The 17,634-nt window shown below is 61.6% G+C and carries 19 protein-coding genes; 12 read left to right on the top strand and 7 right to left on the bottom strand.

The genetic code is table 11. From position 1 onward, the window contains the following. The first annotated feature begins 176 nt into the window (after nucleotides 1–176). Both RR_RS04105 and RR_RS04110 read left to right on the top strand, forming a co-directional pair. Nucleotides 177–701, top strand: coding sequence for a hypothetical protein (locus RR_RS04105; protein WP_011222780.1), 525 nt, complete (start codon nucleotides 177–179; stop codon nucleotides 699–701). Next, nucleotides 698–1,423: an RNA methyltransferase gene (locus RR_RS04110; protein WP_007188219.1), complete on the top strand. Its 726-nt coding sequence runs from the start codon at nucleotides 698–700 to the stop codon at nucleotides 1,421–1,423. The genes RR_RS04105 and RR_RS04110 overlap by 4 nt, the downstream gene beginning before the upstream one ends. A 3-nt stretch (nucleotides 1,424–1,426) precedes the next feature. On the opposite strand, the gene RR_RS04115 is transcribed toward RR_RS04110, so the two are convergent. Then, nucleotides 1,427–3,901 carry a bacterio-opsin activator domain-containing protein gene (locus RR_RS04115; protein ID WP_011222781.1) on the bottom strand — a complete coding sequence of 825 codons (2,475 nt, stop codon included), beginning with the start codon at nucleotides 3,899–3,901 and terminating at the stop codon, nucleotides 1,427–1,429. Between the two features lie 302 nt (nucleotides 3,902–4,203). On the opposite strand from RR_RS04115, the gene RR_RS04120 reads away from it, so the two are divergent. Together RR_RS04120 and RR_RS04125 are read left to right on the top strand one after the other, a co-directional pair. Then, nucleotides 4,204–4,692 (top strand): HTH domain-containing protein, encoded by a 489-nt coding sequence (locus RR_RS04120; protein ID WP_011222782.1) that lies wholly within the window; start codon nucleotides 4,204–4,206, stop codon nucleotides 4,690–4,692. 61 nt (nucleotides 4,693–4,753) lie between these two features. After that, nucleotides 4,754–5,173 carry a DUF7344 domain-containing protein gene (locus RR_RS04125; protein ID WP_004963447.1) on the top strand — a complete coding sequence of 140 codons (420 nt, stop codon included), beginning with the start codon at nucleotides 4,754–4,756 and terminating at the stop codon, nucleotides 5,171–5,173. Here the strand turns inward: RR_RS04125 and gatE are convergent. Further along, entirely contained in the window at nucleotides 5,170–7,041 is a 1,872-nt protein-coding gene (gene gatE, locus RR_RS04130; RefSeq protein WP_011222783.1) for a Glu-tRNA(Gln) amidotransferase subunit GatE, read from the bottom strand. The genes RR_RS04125 and gatE overlap by 4 nt on opposite strands. An 88-nt stretch (nucleotides 7,042–7,129) precedes the next feature. Here gatE and RR_RS04135 point away from each other — a divergent pair, with 88 nt between their 5' ends. After that, nucleotides 7,130–7,924 (top strand): DUF7537 family lipoprotein, encoded by a 795-nt coding sequence (locus RR_RS04135; protein WP_011222784.1) that lies wholly within the window; start codon nucleotides 7,130–7,132, stop codon nucleotides 7,922–7,924. Between the two features lie 34 nt (nucleotides 7,925–7,958). On the opposite strand, the gene RR_RS04140 is transcribed toward RR_RS04135, so the two are convergent. Beyond that, nucleotides 7,959–8,255, bottom strand: a complete 297-nt coding sequence (locus tag RR_RS04140) for a hypothetical protein (protein WP_011222785.1) — start codon at nucleotides 8,253–8,255, stop codon at nucleotides 7,959–7,961. A 158-nt stretch (nucleotides 8,256–8,413) separates the two neighbouring features. Here RR_RS04140 and RR_RS04145 point away from each other — a divergent pair, with 158 nt between their 5' ends. After that, nucleotides 8,414–8,917, top strand: a complete 504-nt coding sequence (locus RR_RS04145) for a GNAT family N-acetyltransferase (RefSeq protein WP_004963437.1) — start codon at nucleotides 8,414–8,416, stop codon at nucleotides 8,915–8,917. Nucleotides 8,918–9,294: 377 nt separating this feature from the next. On the opposite strand, the gene RR_RS04150 is transcribed toward RR_RS04145, so the two are convergent. Then, a complete protein-coding gene (locus RR_RS04150) occupies nucleotides 9,295–10,701 on the bottom strand; it encodes a class II fumarate hydratase (RefSeq protein ID WP_004963436.1) in 1,407 nt (468 codons plus the stop codon). A 235-nt stretch (nucleotides 10,702–10,936) separates the two neighbouring features. Between RR_RS04150 and RR_RS22020 the strand changes: the two genes are divergently transcribed. Genes RR_RS22020 through RR_RS04165 form a run of 4 tightly spaced genes read left to right on the top strand, consistent with a single transcriptional unit; the run spans nucleotide 10,937 to nucleotide 14,411 of the window. Beyond that, a complete protein-coding gene (locus RR_RS22020; RefSeq protein WP_137440627.1) occupies nucleotides 10,937–11,257 on the top strand; it encodes a hypothetical protein in 321 nt (106 codons plus the stop codon). Nucleotides 11,258–11,263: 6 nt separating this feature from the next. Further along, a complete protein-coding gene (locus RR_RS04155; protein WP_004963430.1) occupies nucleotides 11,264–12,328 on the top strand; it encodes a carbohydrate ABC transporter permease in 1,065 nt (354 codons plus the stop codon). Continuing rightward, the gene (locus tag RR_RS04160) at nucleotides 12,325–13,254 is read left to right on the top strand and encodes a carbohydrate ABC transporter permease (RefSeq protein WP_004963427.1); all 930 of its coding nucleotides are present in this window, start codon (nucleotides 12,325–12,327) and stop codon (nucleotides 13,252–13,254) included. The genes RR_RS04155 and RR_RS04160 overlap by 4 nt, the downstream gene beginning before the upstream one ends. A gap of 17 nt (nucleotides 13,255–13,271) precedes the next feature. Beyond that, nucleotides 13,272–14,411, top strand: a complete 1,140-nt coding sequence (locus RR_RS04165; protein ID WP_007188224.1) for an ABC transporter ATP-binding protein — start codon at nucleotides 13,272–13,274, stop codon at nucleotides 14,409–14,411. 57 nt (nucleotides 14,412–14,468) lie between these two features. On the opposite strand, the gene fen is transcribed toward RR_RS04165, so the two are convergent. After that, nucleotides 14,469–15,449, bottom strand: coding sequence for a flap endonuclease-1 (fen, locus tag RR_RS04170; RefSeq protein WP_011222786.1), 981 nt, complete (start codon nucleotides 15,447–15,449; stop codon nucleotides 14,469–14,471). Between the two features lie 88 nt (nucleotides 15,450–15,537). Beyond that, a complete protein-coding gene (locus tag RR_RS04175; RefSeq protein WP_011222787.1) occupies nucleotides 15,538–16,086 on the bottom strand; it encodes a GNAT family N-acetyltransferase in 549 nt (182 codons plus the stop codon). 111 nt (nucleotides 16,087–16,197) lie between these two features. Between RR_RS04175 and RR_RS04180 the strand changes: the two genes are divergently transcribed. Next, nucleotides 16,198–16,611 carry a DUF3054 domain-containing protein gene (locus tag RR_RS04180; protein WP_011222788.1) on the top strand — a complete coding sequence of 138 codons (414 nt, stop codon included), beginning with the start codon at nucleotides 16,198–16,200 and terminating at the stop codon, nucleotides 16,609–16,611. 36 nt (nucleotides 16,612–16,647) lie between these two features. On the opposite strand, the gene RR_RS22255 is transcribed toward RR_RS04180, so the two are convergent. Next, a complete protein-coding gene (locus RR_RS22255; protein ID WP_004963408.1) occupies nucleotides 16,648–16,815 on the bottom strand; it encodes a DUF7331 family protein in 168 nt (55 codons plus the stop codon). A 476-nt stretch (nucleotides 16,816–17,291) separates the two neighbouring features. Here RR_RS22255 and RR_RS04185 point away from each other — a divergent pair, with 476 nt between their 5' ends. Then, a complete protein-coding gene (locus tag RR_RS04185; RefSeq protein WP_004963405.1) occupies nucleotides 17,292–17,522 on the top strand; it encodes a hypothetical protein in 231 nt (76 codons plus the stop codon). Nucleotides 17,523–17,634: the final 112 nt, after the last annotated feature.

A 17,634-nucleotide genomic window follows, 5' to 3' on the forward strand; every position in this document is an offset into this window, starting at 1 on the left:
AAATGGAACAATTATGTTAAATTTACCTAGAGCTGTCTATGTTTCGAGCAAGCGATGGGTGTAATCGGCTGGCACACCTCGTTCTCACTCCGCGATGACGGTGGAGCGCGGACGGGCCGACACTGTTCGCCCCGCATATCGCGCTCTTTTAGTCCGGGACTCACCCACTTTGAGGTATGAGCAAGGTCAATATCGGGCTTCGGGGCTGGCGCTTCAACGAGGACGTGCTTGGGTCGGACGGGCGGGTCCGCCCGCTCAAGACCATGGAGCCGGAAACTCGCCAGCGGTTACTGGTGCTTGCAGAACGGGTTGTCGACCCCTGTGACGCCTGCTGGCTTATTCACGGCGACGAAGACATCGAACAGTGCAACGTCGCGGATGCTATCTACGGCGAGCCGATGGGCGAGGTAGTCGTCTGTTCGGACCACGAGACGGACTTCATCTACTGGTTCCGTGAGGAAGACGGCGAGGCCTACGCCGGTGATACTGACCTGGCCTCGGCCTTCCACGAGTGGTTCCTTGACGGGAACCGCGCCCCGGAGGGGTACGTCGGTCTTGAACACGTCGATGAAGACCCGACAGCGCTGCCAGAGGCCCCCGACAGGGACGAAGCGATTCCGGGACTCAAAGAGGAAGTCGAGCAGATGGACGAGGAGGACCTCGACACAATCGATATGGACCTCAGCGACCTGGACGTATGATATCGGTCGCCGTCGTCGACGCGGAGACGCCGGGCAACGTCGGCACCATCGCCCGGTCGATGAAGAACTTCGGCCTGTCGGAACTGCTGCTCGTCGACCCGCCGGAGCTAGACCCAGACGGCGAAGCGTATGGCTTTGCTGGCCAGGCCCGTGACGACATCCTGCCGAACGCCCGGACGGTGACGTTCGACGACATCGTCGAGAACTACCACACCGTCGCCTGCACGGCGACGACGAACGAGGACCCCGCCAACCACGTCCGGTATCCAGCGACGACGCCGGCCGACCTTGCCGACTCGCTTCAGGATGTCGAGGGCGACATCTGCGTCGTCTTCGGCCGCGAACGGGTCGGGCTCTCGAACGACGAACTCGCACGGCTGGACGTCATCTGCTCTATCCCGGCCAGCGCGTCGTATCCGGTGTTGAACCTCGGTCAGGCGGCCACCATCGTGCTCTACGAACTCCGCGAGCTAACTGTCGACGAGACCCAGCACCCCGAACAGCTGCACACGCTCGCCGAGACGCCGGCCGTCGAGGGGCTACACGAGGAGTTCGACCGATTCCTCGGCGCTATCGGTCACCCCGAAGAGAAACAACACAAGGCCCGGCGGCTGTTCCGGCGGGTGCTCGGGCGTGCGCAACCGACCGGCCGGGAGACGAAGACGCTTCGCGGTCTGTTTCGGCAAGCCCGACAGCGAATCGAGCGTGCCGAAGACGACTGAGGGTCAGTCGAGCTTTTCAGACCCAGTGTCGGAGTCGAACAGCGAACCGATGACGGCGTCGTGGGCCTTCCGCAACCGGTAGTGTAAGGTCGGCGCGGAAATGTCGAGTGTCGCAGCCAGTTCCTCCGCGGAACTCCCTCGCGGCCAGTCGTAGTAGCCGCGCGCATAGGCAGTCTTGAGCGCGGCGGCCTGTTTCGGCGTTAGCCGGTCGCGTATCCGTGTCTGGAAGTCAGTGGCCGTCGAGACCGGCTGGTCGACGTACTGCTTGCTCCGTAGTTCTGTCCCGGGCGTTCCCTCCTGAATCGCCTCAACAACGGCACGGACGTTGATATCCGGCGCCATCTCCGCTGTGAACCGCAGATCGCCGTCCGCTGCGACGGCCTGCTGAACGGCCCCGCCGTAATCTGCGAGCGTGTCAAGCGGCGATGTGGATATCTCATCAAGCGTGACTTCGAACAGGGGCGCTCGGTTCTCCGCCGCCGTTTCCACGACGGCACAGGACTCGACTGACGGCGTCTCAGTGAGCGCCTGACACACCCGGTCACTGTCCACACCCTTGGCGCGAACATAGTGGATACAGTTCCCGGAGCTGATCGGAACGCGCCGTTCGAGCGTGAATGAACAGTCGAGCATCGCGGAGAGGCCGGCGAAGATATCGTCGGAATCCGGCGTCAGGAACTCCAGTTCGACGGTCGTCGCCGCCAGCAATGACTGCTGACTGTGGACGCGCTGGATAGAAAGCGCGATAAGTCGCCCCAGATCAGCCAGGATGTCCGACTCACGGCAGCCAATCGTCGCTCCAGTCGATGCGTACACCATCAGTACGCCGTATGTAGTCTCGCCAGTTGTCAGGGGAACTGCCGCGACGGAGCAATGGTCTTCGATTAGTGGGCAGTCGATCTTGGTGTCCGAAGGCGTCGACACGCTGGCGATGTCCTCGACGACCTGTACCTCACCGGTGTCGATGGCGTCGATGGCGAGGCTGTGCTCGCCGGACGAAAGCTGCTCCGATGTCGCCGTGTCTATCCCAGCAGCGGCACCCAGTGTTATGCTCGTGGCACTCCCGCGGCTCCCGGTCCAGACGGCCTGGTACAGGTCCGATTCAGTGAGATGTGCACACACTGCCGATTCGATTCCCTCACGTGTCTGTGTGTCCTGTAACGCCTTCGCGATCTCTCTGCCCAGCACGTTGAGCCGCTGTGCCTGCTTGAGCTTGTCACGCTGTCGTTCGAGCTCGGTCTGGCGGTGCTTATGAGCGGTGATATCTCGCGCGACGAAAATGACAGTGTCGGGGTCGTACGCGCGACTTTCCAGCGGTGCGACCCGTGCCTCGAACCACCGCTTGTCACTGGGTACCTGCAGTTTGTACTCCACGGACTGGAACGACCCGGTCCGCAGGGCTGCACGAACGGCCGCCAGTAGCGAATCAGCGGTATCGTGAGGGAAGAACTCGTGTAGCGTCTGGCCGACAAGCGTGTCCGTATCGTCTACCGTCAGCATCGTCTCCGGGTCGGTCAGACAGTCGAGAAATCGCCCTTCCGCGTCGATAATGAAACTGGGGTCGGGAAAGGCAGTGTTCAACGCGTCCCGCTGTTCCGAGTGGCGCTGTCGTTCGAGTTCGTAGCCGGCCCAGTCGGAGAGCAACCGGACGAACGTCAGGTCCCACTGCGTGAACTCCGCTGTGCGCGGCTCCAGTCCGTAGAAGCAGAACGTCCCGTACACGGCTCCATCGACGACGACGGGCGCGCCGATGTAGTTCACAATGCCCCACTCCGGGTCAGCGAGGTCCGGCGCGTCCGCCTCAACGTCCCTGATCGCGAGCGGTTCGCGGTGTTCGACGACGTGTCTGCAGTTCGGGAGGTCCTCGATGCTGGTCGTTCGGCCGGCTTCGAGGTCGGCAGTCGTCGGTGCAGTGACTGCCTCGAACACGTACTCGTCGCCGTGGACCCGAGAGAGCGTCCCAAACGACGAACCGAGCGTCTCACAGCCGAGTTCTAACAGCGCGTTGAGCTGTTCTGTGAACGTCCGGCTTGAGTCGGTGCAGATGTCGTAGGCCGCTTCGAGCACCGACTCCCGTTGCTTCCGGGCCGTGATGTCGATATGTGCGATAGATGCGAACGTCTCCCCATCAATGGTGAACGGAGCAGCGTACAACCGGAACCACCGCTTCGCTGACTGGGTGTGACACGGGTATTCGAGTTCGAACGAGGATTGCTCGCCGGCGAGGACGGCCCTGATCCCCTCGGCTGCCTGTTGCCCAGTCGTGTCGTCAGCCATGTCAGCGACACCGAGGTAGTTCACGCCGAGCGTATTCGGTGTCACCTCTGTTCCGTTTGCCCGGCCGAACTCGCTCCATGTCTCGTTCGTCGAGAGAATCATCCCGGACGCATCTACGATCGCAAACATGAGGGGTAGTGTATCGATGGCTGGCCCGTACAGAGCGGGAACATCGTGGCCATCCATGACACTCGGGACCATGCGTTCAGTGTGGCGGCGAGCTACTTAAGGCCCGGTGTCTGGTTAGAACATTAATATTTCAGCCACGCTCATACCGGTGATGAATATAACCCCGAATTAGGGCTATAGCGGACTTTTGAGGGACCACATTCAAACGAAGCCCTGACATACCAACCACAAAATAGTCACATATTAACCAATTATCGACCGGCCCGGATATATCAGACATGACTCCGTTTCGCCCCGATTTATTCTAGGGACCTAGAGAGAGTGTTTAGGATGGTTACCACTGTAGCGACCCACAGGATACTCACTGCCTCACTATGGATTCCACTGCTAATCCAGTTCGCGTCGAACTGTTCGTCCGGTCCCTGTGTCCGGAAGCTGCAACGCAACAACAGAACTACGTGCTTGACCGGTTACAGGCTCTTGAGGACGCTGGCTGTATCGAGGACCTGTCGATACTGATCTGGGGACGCCGGATCGAACCGCGACTCGCACAGCGGACTGCGGAGGGACGACACCTGCTGGAACGGCTTTCCATGTTCGAACAGTGGGAACGGGACTCCGATGTCTCGCTTGACGCCTTCGACTGGCAGCACCCGGTGACAAACATGGTTTCCGACGAGTCGGTCAACGTCATCACGCTGCCGTCGCTTGCCCTCGCTGAGTACGTTGACGATGACCTCCAGCACGTCGCCCCCTGCACGCGGGATGGCACGGTCTACCGCGTCACCGATCGTGTCAGCCACCTCGCGGATACTGCAGACATAGCCGACGAAGTTGGGCATGAGCGTACTGTGGTACAATAGCGTTCGAACCGTCCAAACCTGACACGCGAACCGTCCAGATCCCAGCACCATACCAGGTAACATGAATACGAAACAAACCGAGATACCGGATTCGCTTCCAGTGGACGACCGGCTGTCGCTCCTGTCATCGCACTACCGGCGGTACCTCCTGTACGGGCTTTCACAGTACACGACACCGGTTTCACTGGCTGTGCTCACGGACACGGTGACCGAATTCGAACACGGGACACCAGCCGAACAGTACCGTGACGAGCGGCTCACGATTTACACGGCCCTCTACCACAACCACCTGCCGCGGCTGGTCGATGCCGGTGTCGTCCAGTACAACCAATCGGAAGACATGGTCGACATCGGGCCGAACGCGCCAGCCCTCGTTCCGCTACTCGAGTCGACGATAGAACACGACCTGTCGGCGAGCGGTAACGGGCTGTCATCGACCGCCGTCGATATCGCTTCCTTACAGCCTGAACGAAGCAATTAAGCCCGCTTCTGTATCTCTGAGCGCAACACGTCGCTCACCGTATCGCCGTCGGCTTTGCCACGGAGTGCGCCCATGCACTCGCCCATCAGCGCCGAGAACGCGCCCATGCCTTCCTCGGCGACCTGGTCCTCGTGGCGTTCGACGACTTCGGCAACGGCGTCACGGACTTCCGACTCGTCGACGCCGCCCAGCCCCTCCTGCTCGACAGCTTCCTCGGCCGTCAGTGACGGGTTCTCGGCGAGTGCCGTCAGGAGGTCTTCCATCCCCTCACGCGGCACGTCTCCGCCGTCGACCAGCAGAATTGCGCCCTGCAGGTGTTTGTCGGTGAGGTTCTCGACGGGCACGTCGTCGCGGCGGAGTTCGGTCAGCGTCGACTCCAGCGTGCCGGCGGCCAGCGTCGGATCGACGCCTTCGCCCGCCACCAGTGCCTCGAACAGGGGCCATCGCTGGCCGTAGGCGACCTGCTCAGCGAGGCCGGAGCCGAGGTCGAACTCACTCTCGTATCGGTCGACCTTCTCTGTGAGCAGTTCCGGGGTCTCGACTTCGGTTACGTCGGGTTCGACGGGTGGCACATCCGTCTCGGGGTACATCCGCGCTGCGCCGGGGAGCGGGCGGAGGTACCGCGACGTAGCGTCCTCGTTCGCGTCGCGGGTCTCCTCCGGGACGCCTGCAAGCGCCGTCTCAGCGCGCTCCGCAACGGCGTCGATGGCCAGCTCGGCGGTCTCCGGGTCATCAGCGACAATAGCGACAGCGTCCTCCGAGCCGGCCCCAACAGCGTCCCGTAGCGCCTCGACTTCCGCCTCGGTGACGCCGTAGGCCGGGAGTTCGTCTGTGTGGAAGATGCCGCCAGCGCCGTGGCGCTTAGCGTGGTCGGACAGTTCGGTTCCGAGCCGGCGGTCAGGCTGAATCTCGCGGCCCACGAGCCCGTCGAAGCCAGACAGCAGGAGGCCCTGTACTTTGCCGCCCGAGGAGAGCGCCCCCTCGATGACGCCCGAATCCGTGTCCTCGAACACCTCGGTCACGTCCTGTGGTTCGCCGACGGTGGCGCCGCGCTCGGCGAGCTCCTCGGCGATGTCCAGCAGTTCGACCTGCCGACGGACCTCGTTACGGACGAGGTCGTCGATGTCATCGAGGCTCTGGACGCCTTTCAGCTCGATCCGTGCGCCCTCCTCGATGGAGACGTTCACGTCCTGACGGATGGTTCCGAGGCCGCGCTTGACTTTCCCGGTCGAACGGAGGAGCATTCCGATGCGCTCGGCGGCTTCACGGGCCTGCTCGGGCGAACTGATGTCCGGCTTCGTGCCGATTTCGACCAGCGGGATGCCGAGACGGTCGAGCGAAAAGCGGACGCCGTCCTCAGTCTCCTCGATGCGCTGGCAGGACTCCTCCTCAAGCAGCATATCCTCGACACCGACCGGGCCGGCGCTCGTCTCGATGGCCCCGTCGTTTGCGACCAGCATCGAGCGCTGGAACCCCGTGGTGTTCGAGCCGTCGACGACGATTTTCCGCATGATGTTCACTTGGTCGGCGACGGACATATCCAGTAGCTGGGCGATTTCGAGCGTCGTCTCCATCGCTTCGCGGTCGACGCGGTGCGGTGGCTCGTCGTCCTCCTCGACGAGACAGGTCGTGTCGTAGGCCAGATACTCGAACTCCCGGTCAACCATGCTCTCCTCCAGCGCCGCCTCGTCGATCTCCCCGAGTTCGCTCTTTGTCGGGTGCAGATAGCGGGTAAAGGAGCGGTCGCTCTCTTCGGGTTCGCGGATCGTCGTCGGACAGTCACAGAACAGTTTCGTCGCAGTATCGAGTTGCTGGTGAATCTCTAGGCCAGCGACGAGCCCCAGCTCCTCGTAGTCGTACTCGGTCATTGTCGAGGTGTCCGGGACCGGGGGCCAAAAAACGCACCCTTCCCGCGCTCGCCGCCGCCCTTTTGGCTGTCTCGCCCTCACTGTCAGTATGCGCTGGCTGTCGACAGCCGCGGTGGTCGTTGTTCTCCTGACAGCCGGCTGTAACGCCTTCGTCGGCGCTGACACTGCTGCTCAGCGAACTGTCACGCCCGCCCCGGTCCCAACAGCAGCCGAGTCGGACACGGCAACGTCGCTGGACCCGCCGCCCGGCGTTACCACGGAGCGCCTCGAAAACGTCGCCCTCCTTGCGGCTGCCCACCGGCAGGCGCTCAACGGCACTACCTACACCCTGCACGAACGCTACAGCGAGTTCACAATCGGGAACGACAGCAGTTCCGTCCGGCGCGAAGAGACTGTCGCCGTCGAATCACCGACGCGGTACCGCGACGAGATGGTCAGAATGACGACTGACTCGAACGGGGCCGTCGAGCGGTACGAACAGTCGACCTACGCCGACGGCACCAACTGGTATGAGCGCCGTGACAACGGCACCGTCGAGCGCCAGCGCGGCGAGGTCCGGTTCAGCCGTGATAAGTACGCCTACCGGACCGCGTTCTACCTGAATCGCTACGCCGTGGTCAACCAGAGTGCCACGGCAGTCATTACACGGGACGGCGGCCGAGTCTACCGGATTCGCGGTTCCGGCGGCGAGATTCCAGCCGCGGAACGGCTAGAAGAGTTTCGTGTCGAACTGCTGGTCGAATCAAATAGCCTCGTCCGCCAATTTAGCGTCTGGTACCGTACCGAGGACCGTATCGTCGAATACAGTTTCTGGTACGAGGATATCGGCGAAACGACAGCGGAGCGGCCGGCGTGGCTCAACGAATCAACACCGGCGAATTGAGTGAGGTCGGCACGCGGCACCGCACGCAAAGCGGCTACAGACGGTCTGTCTCGGTTCGAACTTCGTCAGTTCCGGACGTGCTTCCTGCTCGGTCGTCGTAGTATTTCCGGCCGATAAAGTCGTCGTCGAGATTCCCGACCAGAGAGTTATACAGCCCCTCTGCGGACTGGTACGTGGCCTCACTGGTTCGGGCCAATACCTCACTCATTTCGACCGAGTCACCGTTCTGAGCGGCCAGTTCGATATCGCCGAGTTGCTGGACGACAGTGGCGTGCTCAGCGGGAAACTCACAGGCCTGATCGAACAGCTGCAACGTTTCTGAGTAACGCATCTATACAACACCTCTATATTCCTAATCAAAAAATATTATGAATTCTGTTTGTCCGGTGATGGGCTTCGCCGACCAGATCCGGTCGGTGGGGTGAGACCTACTATTTCGCTCCACTTGGCGCGGGAAAACATTTCACAGGTCGTGACATATATGTTCATATGACAATCCGATTGGCAATTCCGGACGACGTAACGGCCATCAATCAGGTGGCGACGGCGGCCTGGGAGACGGATTACCCGGACATCCTCTCTCGCGAGACAGCTGAGGACGGCGTTCGCGACTGGTACGCGCCCGAACAACTCGAATCAGAACTGGTCGAATCACAGACGCTCCTGCTCGTCGCCGAGCGCGAGGAGCACGTCGTCGGGTTCGCACACGCGACGTGGCATGAGACTGACCAGGAAGGCTATATTCTCCGGTTGTACGTCCATCCAGACTACAGGCGCGAGGGAATCGGCCGGTCACTGTTAGAACAGACCTGCGAGGAACTGTTCGAGCACGATATCCACCGGATCAACGCAATGGTCCTCTCGGCGAACGAACCGGGAGCCGAGTTCTACGAGGGATTCGGATTCGAATTCGCCGACGAGAGCGAAACCGAAATCGGCGGCGAACGCTACCCTGAGAGCCGCTACGTCCTCGCAGACGAGTCGCGGGTCTAGAAGCATCGGTCGCAGTGGCCCGATGCTGTTTACCTGCAATGGCGGCTGCCCGTCGGCACAGAACCGACCAGAAAACAGGGACACAGCAGGGGTCGTGCCACCCCGCGGCTCTGTCAGTCGTTCCTCGCGTTTCGGGGACCGGGACCCTCACAGCGCCGTTCCGGTATGAGAAATCTCACACCGTTCGGCCGCTCGCTACTCACGGGTCACTCTGTTCCCCGTCGTCGGGCGGCGATACCGCCCGACTGCTTGCGGGACCGAAGGTCCCGCTCCGCTCGCATTTCCGAGGCAGCTCCTTGTGGTCGTTCCCTCGCTACTCGCGGGTCGCTATCGCTCTCCGCTCGCACTAATGAGGGCCGCGCTTCGCGCGCCCCTCGCTACTCCTCGCCTAGAATGCCACGCTTCGTCATCTTCTCGGGGTCGAGCACGTCGTCGACCTCGTCTTCGTCGAGATAGCCCTCTTCGAGGACAACCTCGCGGATGGTCTTTTCATCAGCAAGCGCCTTCTTCGCGACCTTGCTCGCCTTGTCATAGCCGATGGCGGGGTTGAGTGCTGTTGCCAGCGCCATGCTCTGCTCGACGCGCTCGGCACAGTGGTCTGCGTCGGCTTCGAGTTTGGCGACGAACTTCTCGCCGAACACCGCGCTGCTGTTGGCGATGAGCTTGGCCGATTGCAGGAAGTTCGAAGCCAGCACGGGCTTGTAGAGATTCAGGTCGATCTGGCCCTCTGCAGCGCCAGCTGAGACGGCGGCGTCGTTACCGACGACCTGCTTGTGGACCTGATTGACCGCTTCGGCGACAACGGGGTTGATTTTCCCGGGCATGATCGAGGAGCCGGGCTGGTTCTCCGGCTGGTCGATCTCGCCGAGACCGTTGCGGGGCCCGGACGCGAGCAGTCGGAGGTCGTTTGCGATCTTGTTCAGTGAGCCGGCGACCGTCCGGAGCGCGCCGTGGGCTTCCGACATCGCGTCGTGGGCGGCCTGCGCCTCGAAGTGGTTGTCCGCCTCGCGGAAGTTGAGGTCGGTCTCCTCGCTGATGTACGTCGCGGCTTTTTCGGGGAATTCGGGGTGGGTGTTCAGGCCGGTCCCGACTGCGGTTCCACCGAGCGCGAGCTCGGAGAGGCGACCGTGAACGTCCTGAACACGGGAGATACCCTTCTCGACCTGCGTGCGGTACCCGGAGAATTCCTGCCCCAGTGTCACCGGCGTCGCGTCCTGCAGGTGGGTTCGTCCGGTCTTGACGACGGTGTCGAACTCGTCTTCTTTGGCTTCGAGTTCATCACGCAGCGTCTTCAGGCCCGGAATCACGTCCTTCTCGACCGCTTCGAGAGAGGCGACGTGCATTGCCGTCGGAATCACGTCGTTGCTGGACTGGCCGAAGTTGACGTGGTCGTTCGGGTGGATCTCGCGGGTCCCGATGTCACCGCCGTACAGCTCCGTGGCGCGGTTGGAGATGACCTCGTTGGCGTTCATGTTCGACGACGTGCCCGACCCGGTCTGGAACACGTCGACGGGGAACTGGTCGTCGTGTTCGCCGGCGATGACTTCGTCGGCGGCTTCGACGATACAGTCCGCCTTGTCTTCCGGAATCGTTTCGAGGTCGCGGTTCGCCTGCGCGGCCGCCTTCTTGACGACGCCGAGCGCTCGGATGAACCGCCGCCCGAAGGTTACGTCGCTGATCGGGAAGTTCTCGACGGCGCGTTGCGTCTGTGCGCCCCAGTACGCGTCGGCTGGCACCTGCATCTCACCGAGGCTATCCTGCTCTGTCCGGTACTCGTCGGTCATACGTCCGGGGGGTGGTCCGCCCGGTCGTAAAACCCACCGGTACGAGTCGGGACACCACTCGGCACAGCCCTGCAACTGCCGGGACAGTCGTTCACTGGCCACCACAACTCTGCAGTTGGAGAGCGGAGACCGTGGGACTCAGAACCCGTGACCTGGATAAACGTGTATTATCATTCGGAAATATTAAGTAGAATCTCTCTCCACTTACCATGAGTTCGACGCCACAGAGACGTTCATGACTGATGCCCCCACAATATCCGGTGACGGCGGTGTGTTGCTGCCGTCGTCGGCTGTTGGGGCCCGATGGGACACCGACGGACGTGACACATCGCGAACGCTCGCAGCCGGTGTACCCGCCGCGTTGCAATCGCTCGCTCGGCACGACGACGGGATGGCACACCCGTCATCCGGCGTATCCACGCCGCCCGCCAGCCTGTGTTGGTGCGACAGGTGGGCGGGTCGCGTGGTCTACGTGCGTGCTGGCTGGCGAGTCTATGTGACTGACGACACATCCGTCGGAACGATGGACGGCGAACTCACGTCGGCGAACCACTGACCAACCATGCGCGAGATACTCAGTAGACTCCTCGCCACCGGGGGTAGGCTCCGGTCGGCGGTATCGAGAGACGAATCGGACGGCGACCAACTGGCAACAGACGGCGGGGCGACGGTGAAGACGACCCGAGGCGATTCGCTTCGCAACTCGCTTCCGGTCGAATGGGAACTCATCGAATCCGCCCCGTTCTGGCTGCCGCCAGTCCTGCTTGCAGGTTTTTTTGTGTACGGCGCCATCGCCTGGAACTTCCTGTTGTCACTGACTGAGTACAACGGACTCGGCGGGGCCCAGTACGAGAGCTTCGACCTCAGTATGTACAGCCGCATGCTGAGCGACGGGGCGTTCTGGCAGGCAGCACAGAACACGGTGGTGTTACTTGTCGTGTTTACCGTCCTCTGTCTGGCGCTTGGCCTGTTCGTGGCCATCCTCATCGACCAGCAGATACGTTTCGAGAACACGTTCCGGACCATCTACCTGCTCCCGATGAGCCTCTCGTTCGTCGTGACGGCGACGATGTGGGCCTGGGTGTACAACGCCCGCAACGGCGTTCTCAATCAGTTCTTCCGAGTGTTCAATCTCGAAGGAGCCATCGTGGGACTACTCCGGCCGGCCGGAGTCAACGCTGAGGTCATTCAGTGGCTCTCCTGGAACACGACCGCACTGGCGGCGGTCATCTTCGCGCTCATCTGGCAGTTCAGCGGCTACGCGATGGTCGTCTTCCTCGCGGGCCTCCGGGCGATCCCGACCGAACACTACGAGGCTGCGCGGGTCGACGGCGCGTCGACGGTTCGGATGTACGCACGGGTAATCATCCCGCAACTCCGCGCTTCCGCGGTGTCCGCGTCGGTGGTGCTGATGGTGTTTGCGCTGAAAGCGTTCGACTTCATCTACGCGCTCCGTGGCTCACAGCCGGGGGCGAACATGGATATTCTGGCGACGATGATGTATCGGGTCGCGTTCGACAGCCTCCAGTGGGCGTACGGGTCAGCCGTCGCTATCGTGCTGTTTGCCCTCGCACTGCTGGTCATTGGTCCGTACCTCTACAGCGAATACCGACGGGGTGAACTATGAGTATCAGAGACGGCGGTTTCATCGACGAACTTCGCAGTACAGAGAACAGCCGTATCGGCCTGTATGCCCTCCTGCTGGCGGGCATTGCCTTCTACCTCTTCCCGGTAGAGACGGCCGTGATGACGATGTTCAAGACCGAGAGCGCGTTCGCTCGGACGCTCCCGTTCGCGCCGCCGGGCACTGACGGCTTCACGCTCGACGCGCTCACCACCGCCTGGAACACGCTCCGTCCGGGACTGGTGAACTCGCTGCTGATGGCGATTCCCGCGACGATTGTGTCGGCGCTGCTGGGCAGTATGACCGCCTACGGTCTGACGACGATTAGCTGGCGCGGGCAGGTCGGCGTGGTCGTCCTTATTATCGCGGGCATCTTCATCCCCTATCAGGCCGTGCTGGTCCCGCTGGCACAGTTCTGGTTTCAGGTGCTTCCGGGGCTGCTCAACGGCTTCGTCAACACCGTCTTTGGGTTCATCACGGGCGGCAACTGGCAGTATCCGAGCCGTAACGGATACGTGCAGTTGCTGCAGCTGTCGATCACCCACGCCGCGTACGGGATTCCGATCTGTACGCTGCTGTTCCGGTCGTATTACCAGAGCATCTCCGACGAGATGATCGAGGCCGCTCGCCTCGACGGCGCGAGCGCGTTCAGCATCTACCGCAACATCATCCTCCCGCTGTCGCTGCCGATGTTTGCGGTGACGCTCATCTACCAGTTCACGCAGGTCTACAACGACCTGTTGTTCGCGCTCGTACTCGTCAACGAACCGGCTTCGCAGGTGGCGACCCAGCGTCTCGCGGCGCTCACTGGTGGGGTCGTCCAGTCGTTTAACACCACGATGGCAGGGGCCATCGTCGCAGCACTTCCGACGCTGCTCGTCTACATCATGTTCGGCGAACAGTTTGCGAAAGGCGTCGCTGGAGAATAATCACGGAGGTATTCACAATGGCACAACTCACACTGGACGAGGTAACGAAGACGTTCCAAGACGACGACGGCGAAATCATCGCAGTTGACGAGGTCTCGGTCGACATCGAGGACGGGGAGTTCCTCTGTGTCGTCGGCCCATCGGGCTGTGGGAAATCGACGACGCTCCGGATGATTGCCGGGCTCGAAGACATCACGCGCGGCGAAATCCGACTGGACGGCCAGATAATCAACGACCAGCCGCCGGCCCGTCGGAACGTGGCCATGGTGTTCCAGTCCTACGCCCTGTACCCACACATGACCGTGCGGGAGAACATGGCGTTCGGGCTGGAGGAATCGACGGATATGCCCGACGACGAGATCAACGAGCGCGTCGAGAAGGCGTGCAAGGATATGGGCATCTTCGAGCTCATCGACCGCAAGCCCGGCGAACTTTCCGGCGGGCAGCAACAGCGCGTGGCGCTTGGCCGCGCTATCGTCCGGGACCCCGAAGTGTTCCTGATGGACGAGCCGCTTGCGAACCTGGATGCGAAGCTCAAAGCCGAGATGCGGACCGAACTTCAGGAGCTCCAGCAAGACCTGGACGTGACAACGGTGTACGTCACCCACGACCAGACGGAGGCGATGACGATGAGCGACCGCATCGCCATCCTCAACGACGGCGTCCTCCAGCAATGCGCGACGCCGCTTGAGTGCTACCACGAGCCGAACAACCTCTTTGTCGCTGGCTTCATCGGCGAACCGTCGATGAACTTCTTCCCGACGACGCTGGAGGGGTCGACGCTCAAAGGTGAGTGGTTCGAGTATGAACTCAGCGACGAGACGGTCGCCGCCGTCGAGGGCACGAGCGACATCACGCTCGGCATCAGGCCCGAAGACATCGAATTCGTTCAGAGCGACGTCGGTCCGAACGTGTTTGATTCGACGGTCCACGTCGTCGAGCCACGCGGGAACGAGAACACGGCGCACCTGCAGTTCGACGAATCGATGGACGACCAGTTTATCGCGACGGTTGGCGGGATGAAACAGCTCAAAGCCGGCCAGCACGTCAAAATCCGGTTCCCCGAAAACGCCATCCACCTCTTCGACACGAGCAGCGGATCGGCCATCCGGAACCGCACGCTCGACGAGATCGAAACGGTCGAATCTGTCGTCTGAGCTGAAACGGTCGTATCCGTCCTTATTCCGCTGTTGGTCGGTCGTGAGCCTCTGCTTTCACGCCCAACGGTCGAGTCCGGTCTGGACGACTGAGTCGTCAATGCGTTCGAACCCGCGAGCGACCTCGTCAGCATCGACCTCCCACTGGTCGGTGACGAACGTGCGAGCGGCATCGATGTCTGGCTCGATGCTGTCCGGAATTTCGTAGTCATCGGTGGCCGCGGGGTCGAGAAACAGGTCCCGAATGCGGTCGGCATGGTCGATGTGTTCGCCGCGGGCCGCAAGCACCGTGTAGAGGTCGCCGTGCTCGTGGAGGTCTTTGACGGCTGTTTTGGGGCCGATACCTGAGATGCCCTCGTTGAAGTCCGTCCCCATCAGAATCGCCGCGTCGACCAGTTGTTCCCAGGTAAGGTCGTGGTGCTCGAGTGTGGCCGCAAAATCCATCAGTTCGGGGTCGCCCTTCGACGTGATCTGCCGGAGCGTCATCGGCGCGCCGAACAGCAGCGCATCGTAGTCCTCCGTTCCGACGTAGTCTACGTCGCCACGCCGGGCCATCACCGACGCCTGCCCCTCACCTTCTGCCGGGGCGTCGACGATAGGCACGTCGAGGAGTTCCAGCAGGTCCCGCGTCGTGTCGACGATAGTGTCGGTCAACCGCTGCGTGCGGGAGTCAAGCTTGGCGACGCGGGTGCTGTCGCCCGCTTCCCGGGCTGCCTCCAGTTCGGACTCGTATTTCTGGCGTTGCTCGCGGCGCTTCTCGACCTCGTCGTCTTTGAGGTCCGTGACTGCGCCATCAAAAACGAACACCGGCGTCATGTCGTGCTCGAAAAACTTCGGTAAGCCCTGAACGACTCCAATGAGGTTCGCCACCTCCTCGCCGTTGCTGGTGGTGTACTTCGACTCGCTGGTGAACTTCACCGTCGTCGTCAGATAGCGATAGAGCCAGTTGTGGGCGTCCACGGCGACGACGCTCCCGCCGAGGTCGTCGAACGACACGTCCGACAGGGCCGCGAGCGACCGCAAATCAGCGTTTCCCATTGGCAGGCCTTTGGCCGACAGCCGTTTGAATCTCTCGGAGACGACGTGCTACTCCGTGATGGCACACAGTCAGCGGCGGTTGAGCGGCTCAGTCGGTCCGTGCGGACGGCTGCTCGGCCCACTCGTTGAGGACCGTCGGCGGGTCGGCGTCGGCCTTCGCTGCGAGAAACGACTCCTCATCGGGTGAGAGGTCGCGCTCCCGAAACAGGTCCAGCCCGGCCTGATACCGTTCGGTACTGCGGTCGCCTGGCCAGACGAGGTCGAGTTCGGCCATCCCCGATTCCGCGCCGCTAAAGCAGAACCCGGCCCGGTAGGCAGCTTGGTATGAAAAGGGGTTGTTGACGCCGATGGACACGTGTTCGAAGCCCCGTTCCGTGGCCCGCTCCCGAACGAATCGGAGGAGTCGGGCACCGAGTCGGTCGCCCTGTCGGTCCTGCCGAACGGTGATATACCGGACACAGAGGGTGTCCGGGTCTGTCCGGTCGGCGTCGAACGCAGCCGCGGCCACGACGCCGTCGTCCCCGATGACAGCCTTCCCGGTCGAGGTCATGACGAACTTGCCCGCGTACGCGAACTGCTTGTAGTCCAGCCGGAGCCGGTGGCCGTCCTCGGGCCAGCCGAGCAGCGTGAACTCCATAGTTCAGCTGAACGGGCCGCCGACTGTAATCAGTACTGGTCGCTGTTTCAGGGCACCAACCGTTGTCGTCAAATCCGAGGGAGGGAAGTGCCCGGAGTCAGAACTCTCTGTATGAGCGTCTCGACGGTGGGGAACGGTCGTATCGAACTGTCCGCTCGGACGGCGCTGGTCGCCGTCGGTGACCTGCTGGCGATTGCCCTGTTCGTCGGTGTCGGTGAGTTGACCCACGGTATTAATCCGATACTCAGTCCGGGTCGGTTTGCCGGGACGCTGACGCCGTTTTATATCGGCTGGCTCCTCGTCGCAGGGCTTGGAGGACTGTACACCGCCGCCGCGACCGCAACGGTTCGGGCGGCTCTCGGTCGCACTCTCGTGGGATGGGTACTGGCAGTTGGGATCGCACAGGGACTTCGGTCAACGGCGATGTTCCCCGGCAGTGCGGCGCTGACATTCGCACTCGTCTCCGTGCTTGTCGGGGGCACGCTGCTGTTGCTCTGGCGCGGCGTGATTGCAGTCGCAAAATAGAGCGGCCTGTAGCAGGGATGCGGTGTCGATGACGGACTATCGCAGGTTGGCGACTTCAAGCGACTCTGTCGACTGAATCCATGCCTGGTGGTTCTCCCGGTCGTAAATTACGAACTCCTCGTCCCCGATGTTCAGTTCGGCGTATCGTCGTTCTTGGTCGTCGGTCGCGGCGTCCGTCGTGTTGTCCGTTGCGTTCGTGCTCATTGTCTCGTTTGGAATCGGCGTTCCGTTTTTCTCCGGTTCAACGTATCTTGGCGTACCTAATAAGCACATGGACCCAGTTATCATCGGAGAAAATAGGCAGCATGACCACACCATGAATAACCTAATCTAGTTCTCAAATTCTGAAAATGGGCGCATAGCTGGGTCCTATCCCGAGAAACAAATAGTCGTTACGCACCCATCGTATAGCGGTTGGTAAACACTGTATTCCGGCTTTGTAGTAATACCACACACCATGCGCGTGGCCGCGGGCCAGGAATACCGGGTCGTCCCTGTCCTTATATTGTGAACAATTCACAGGAATAGAGACATATTAAGCTTTCCCCTATATCCAACCCATAACTTATGAGATTGTTACTCAGCGGGTACTGAGTAAATTTGTAGGGGCCATTGAGTGTATTATGCCGTATTTTAGGGAAACATTCATATACCACACTGCCGTAGGATAATTCATACTTATGACGGGTTATTACGACATCATTCTCGGACTCATTCCGCTCGCCATGGCCGGCATCACCGCCTCTCTGTTCGTTGTCGGCTTCGAACTGACGACAGCGATTCCGATGGCTTCTGTCGTGACGGTCGGCCTTATCGGCCATGCGATGTTTGTCCGTGCCCCCGTTGACCCGGTTCCAAGCGACACGTCAGCCCAGAGCGCGCAGTCGGAGCCGGTCCAGACCGCGGATTAGGCGCTGTCCCACCCGTCACTTCTCCTGTCTTCGATAGACCTTCCGTGACTGTGTACCCGGTCGAACAGATTGGCCACCGCCGGGCAGTATAAGAGTCGGTCGCCCAAACGAC

Source organism: Haloarcula marismortui ATCC 43049 (assembly GCF_000011085.1).
Lineage (GTDB): Archaea > Halobacteriota > Halobacteria > Halobacteriales > Haloarculaceae > Haloarcula > Haloarcula marismortui.

Coding starts and splice junctions, on each gene's coding strand:
- RR_RS22255 (WP_004963408.1), bottom strand. CDS start 16,815: ATGAGCACGAACGCAACGGACAACACGACGGACGCCGCGACCGACGAC.
- RR_RS04175 (WP_011222787.1), bottom strand. CDS start 16,086: ATGGAGTTCACGCTGCTCGGCTGGCCCGAGGACGGCCACCGGCTCCGG.
- RR_RS04105 (WP_011222780.1), top strand. CDS start 177: ATGAGCAAGGTCAATATCGGGCTTCGGGGCTGGCGCTTCAACGAGGAC.
- RR_RS04160 (WP_004963427.1), top strand. CDS start 12,325: ATGAGTATCAGAGACGGCGGTTTCATCGACGAACTTCGCAGTACAGAG.
- RR_RS04110 (WP_007188219.1), top strand. CDS start 698: ATGATATCGGTCGCCGTCGTCGACGCGGAGACGCCGGGCAACGTCGGC.
- RR_RS22020 (WP_137440627.1), top strand. CDS start 10,937: ATGACTGATGCCCCCACAATATCCGGTGACGGCGGTGTGTTGCTGCCG.
- RR_RS04145 (WP_004963437.1), top strand. CDS start 8,414: ATGACAATCCGATTGGCAATTCCGGACGACGTAACGGCCATCAATCAG.
- RR_RS04120 (WP_011222782.1), top strand. CDS start 4,204: ATGGATTCCACTGCTAATCCAGTTCGCGTCGAACTGTTCGTCCGGTCC.
- RR_RS04180 (WP_011222788.1), top strand. CDS start 16,198: ATGAGCGTCTCGACGGTGGGGAACGGTCGTATCGAACTGTCCGCTCGG.
- RR_RS04140 (WP_011222785.1), bottom strand. CDS start 8,255: ATGCGTTACTCAGAAACGTTGCAGCTGTTCGATCAGGCCTGTGAGTTT.
- RR_RS04165 (WP_007188224.1), top strand. CDS start 13,272: ATGGCACAACTCACACTGGACGAGGTAACGAAGACGTTCCAAGACGAC.
- RR_RS04125 (WP_004963447.1), top strand. CDS start 4,754: ATGAATACGAAACAAACCGAGATACCGGATTCGCTTCCAGTGGACGAC.
- RR_RS04185 (WP_004963405.1), top strand. CDS start 17,292: ATGACGGGTTATTACGACATCATTCTCGGACTCATTCCGCTCGCCATG.
- RR_RS04155 (WP_004963430.1), top strand. CDS start 11,264: ATGCGCGAGATACTCAGTAGACTCCTCGCCACCGGGGGTAGGCTCCGG.
- RR_RS04150 (WP_004963436.1), bottom strand. CDS start 10,701: ATGACCGACGAGTACCGGACAGAGCAGGATAGCCTCGGTGAGATGCAG.
- gatE (WP_011222783.1), bottom strand. CDS start 7,041: ATGACCGAGTACGACTACGAGGAGCTGGGGCTCGTCGCTGGCCTAGAG.
- RR_RS04115 (WP_011222781.1), bottom strand. CDS start 3,901: ATGGTCCCGAGTGTCATGGATGGCCACGATGTTCCCGCTCTGTACGGG.
- fen (WP_011222786.1), bottom strand. CDS start 15,449: ATGGGAAACGCTGATTTGCGGTCGCTCGCGGCCCTGTCGGACGTGTCG.
- RR_RS04135 (WP_011222784.1), top strand. CDS start 7,130: ATGCGCTGGCTGTCGACAGCCGCGGTGGTCGTTGTTCTCCTGACAGCC.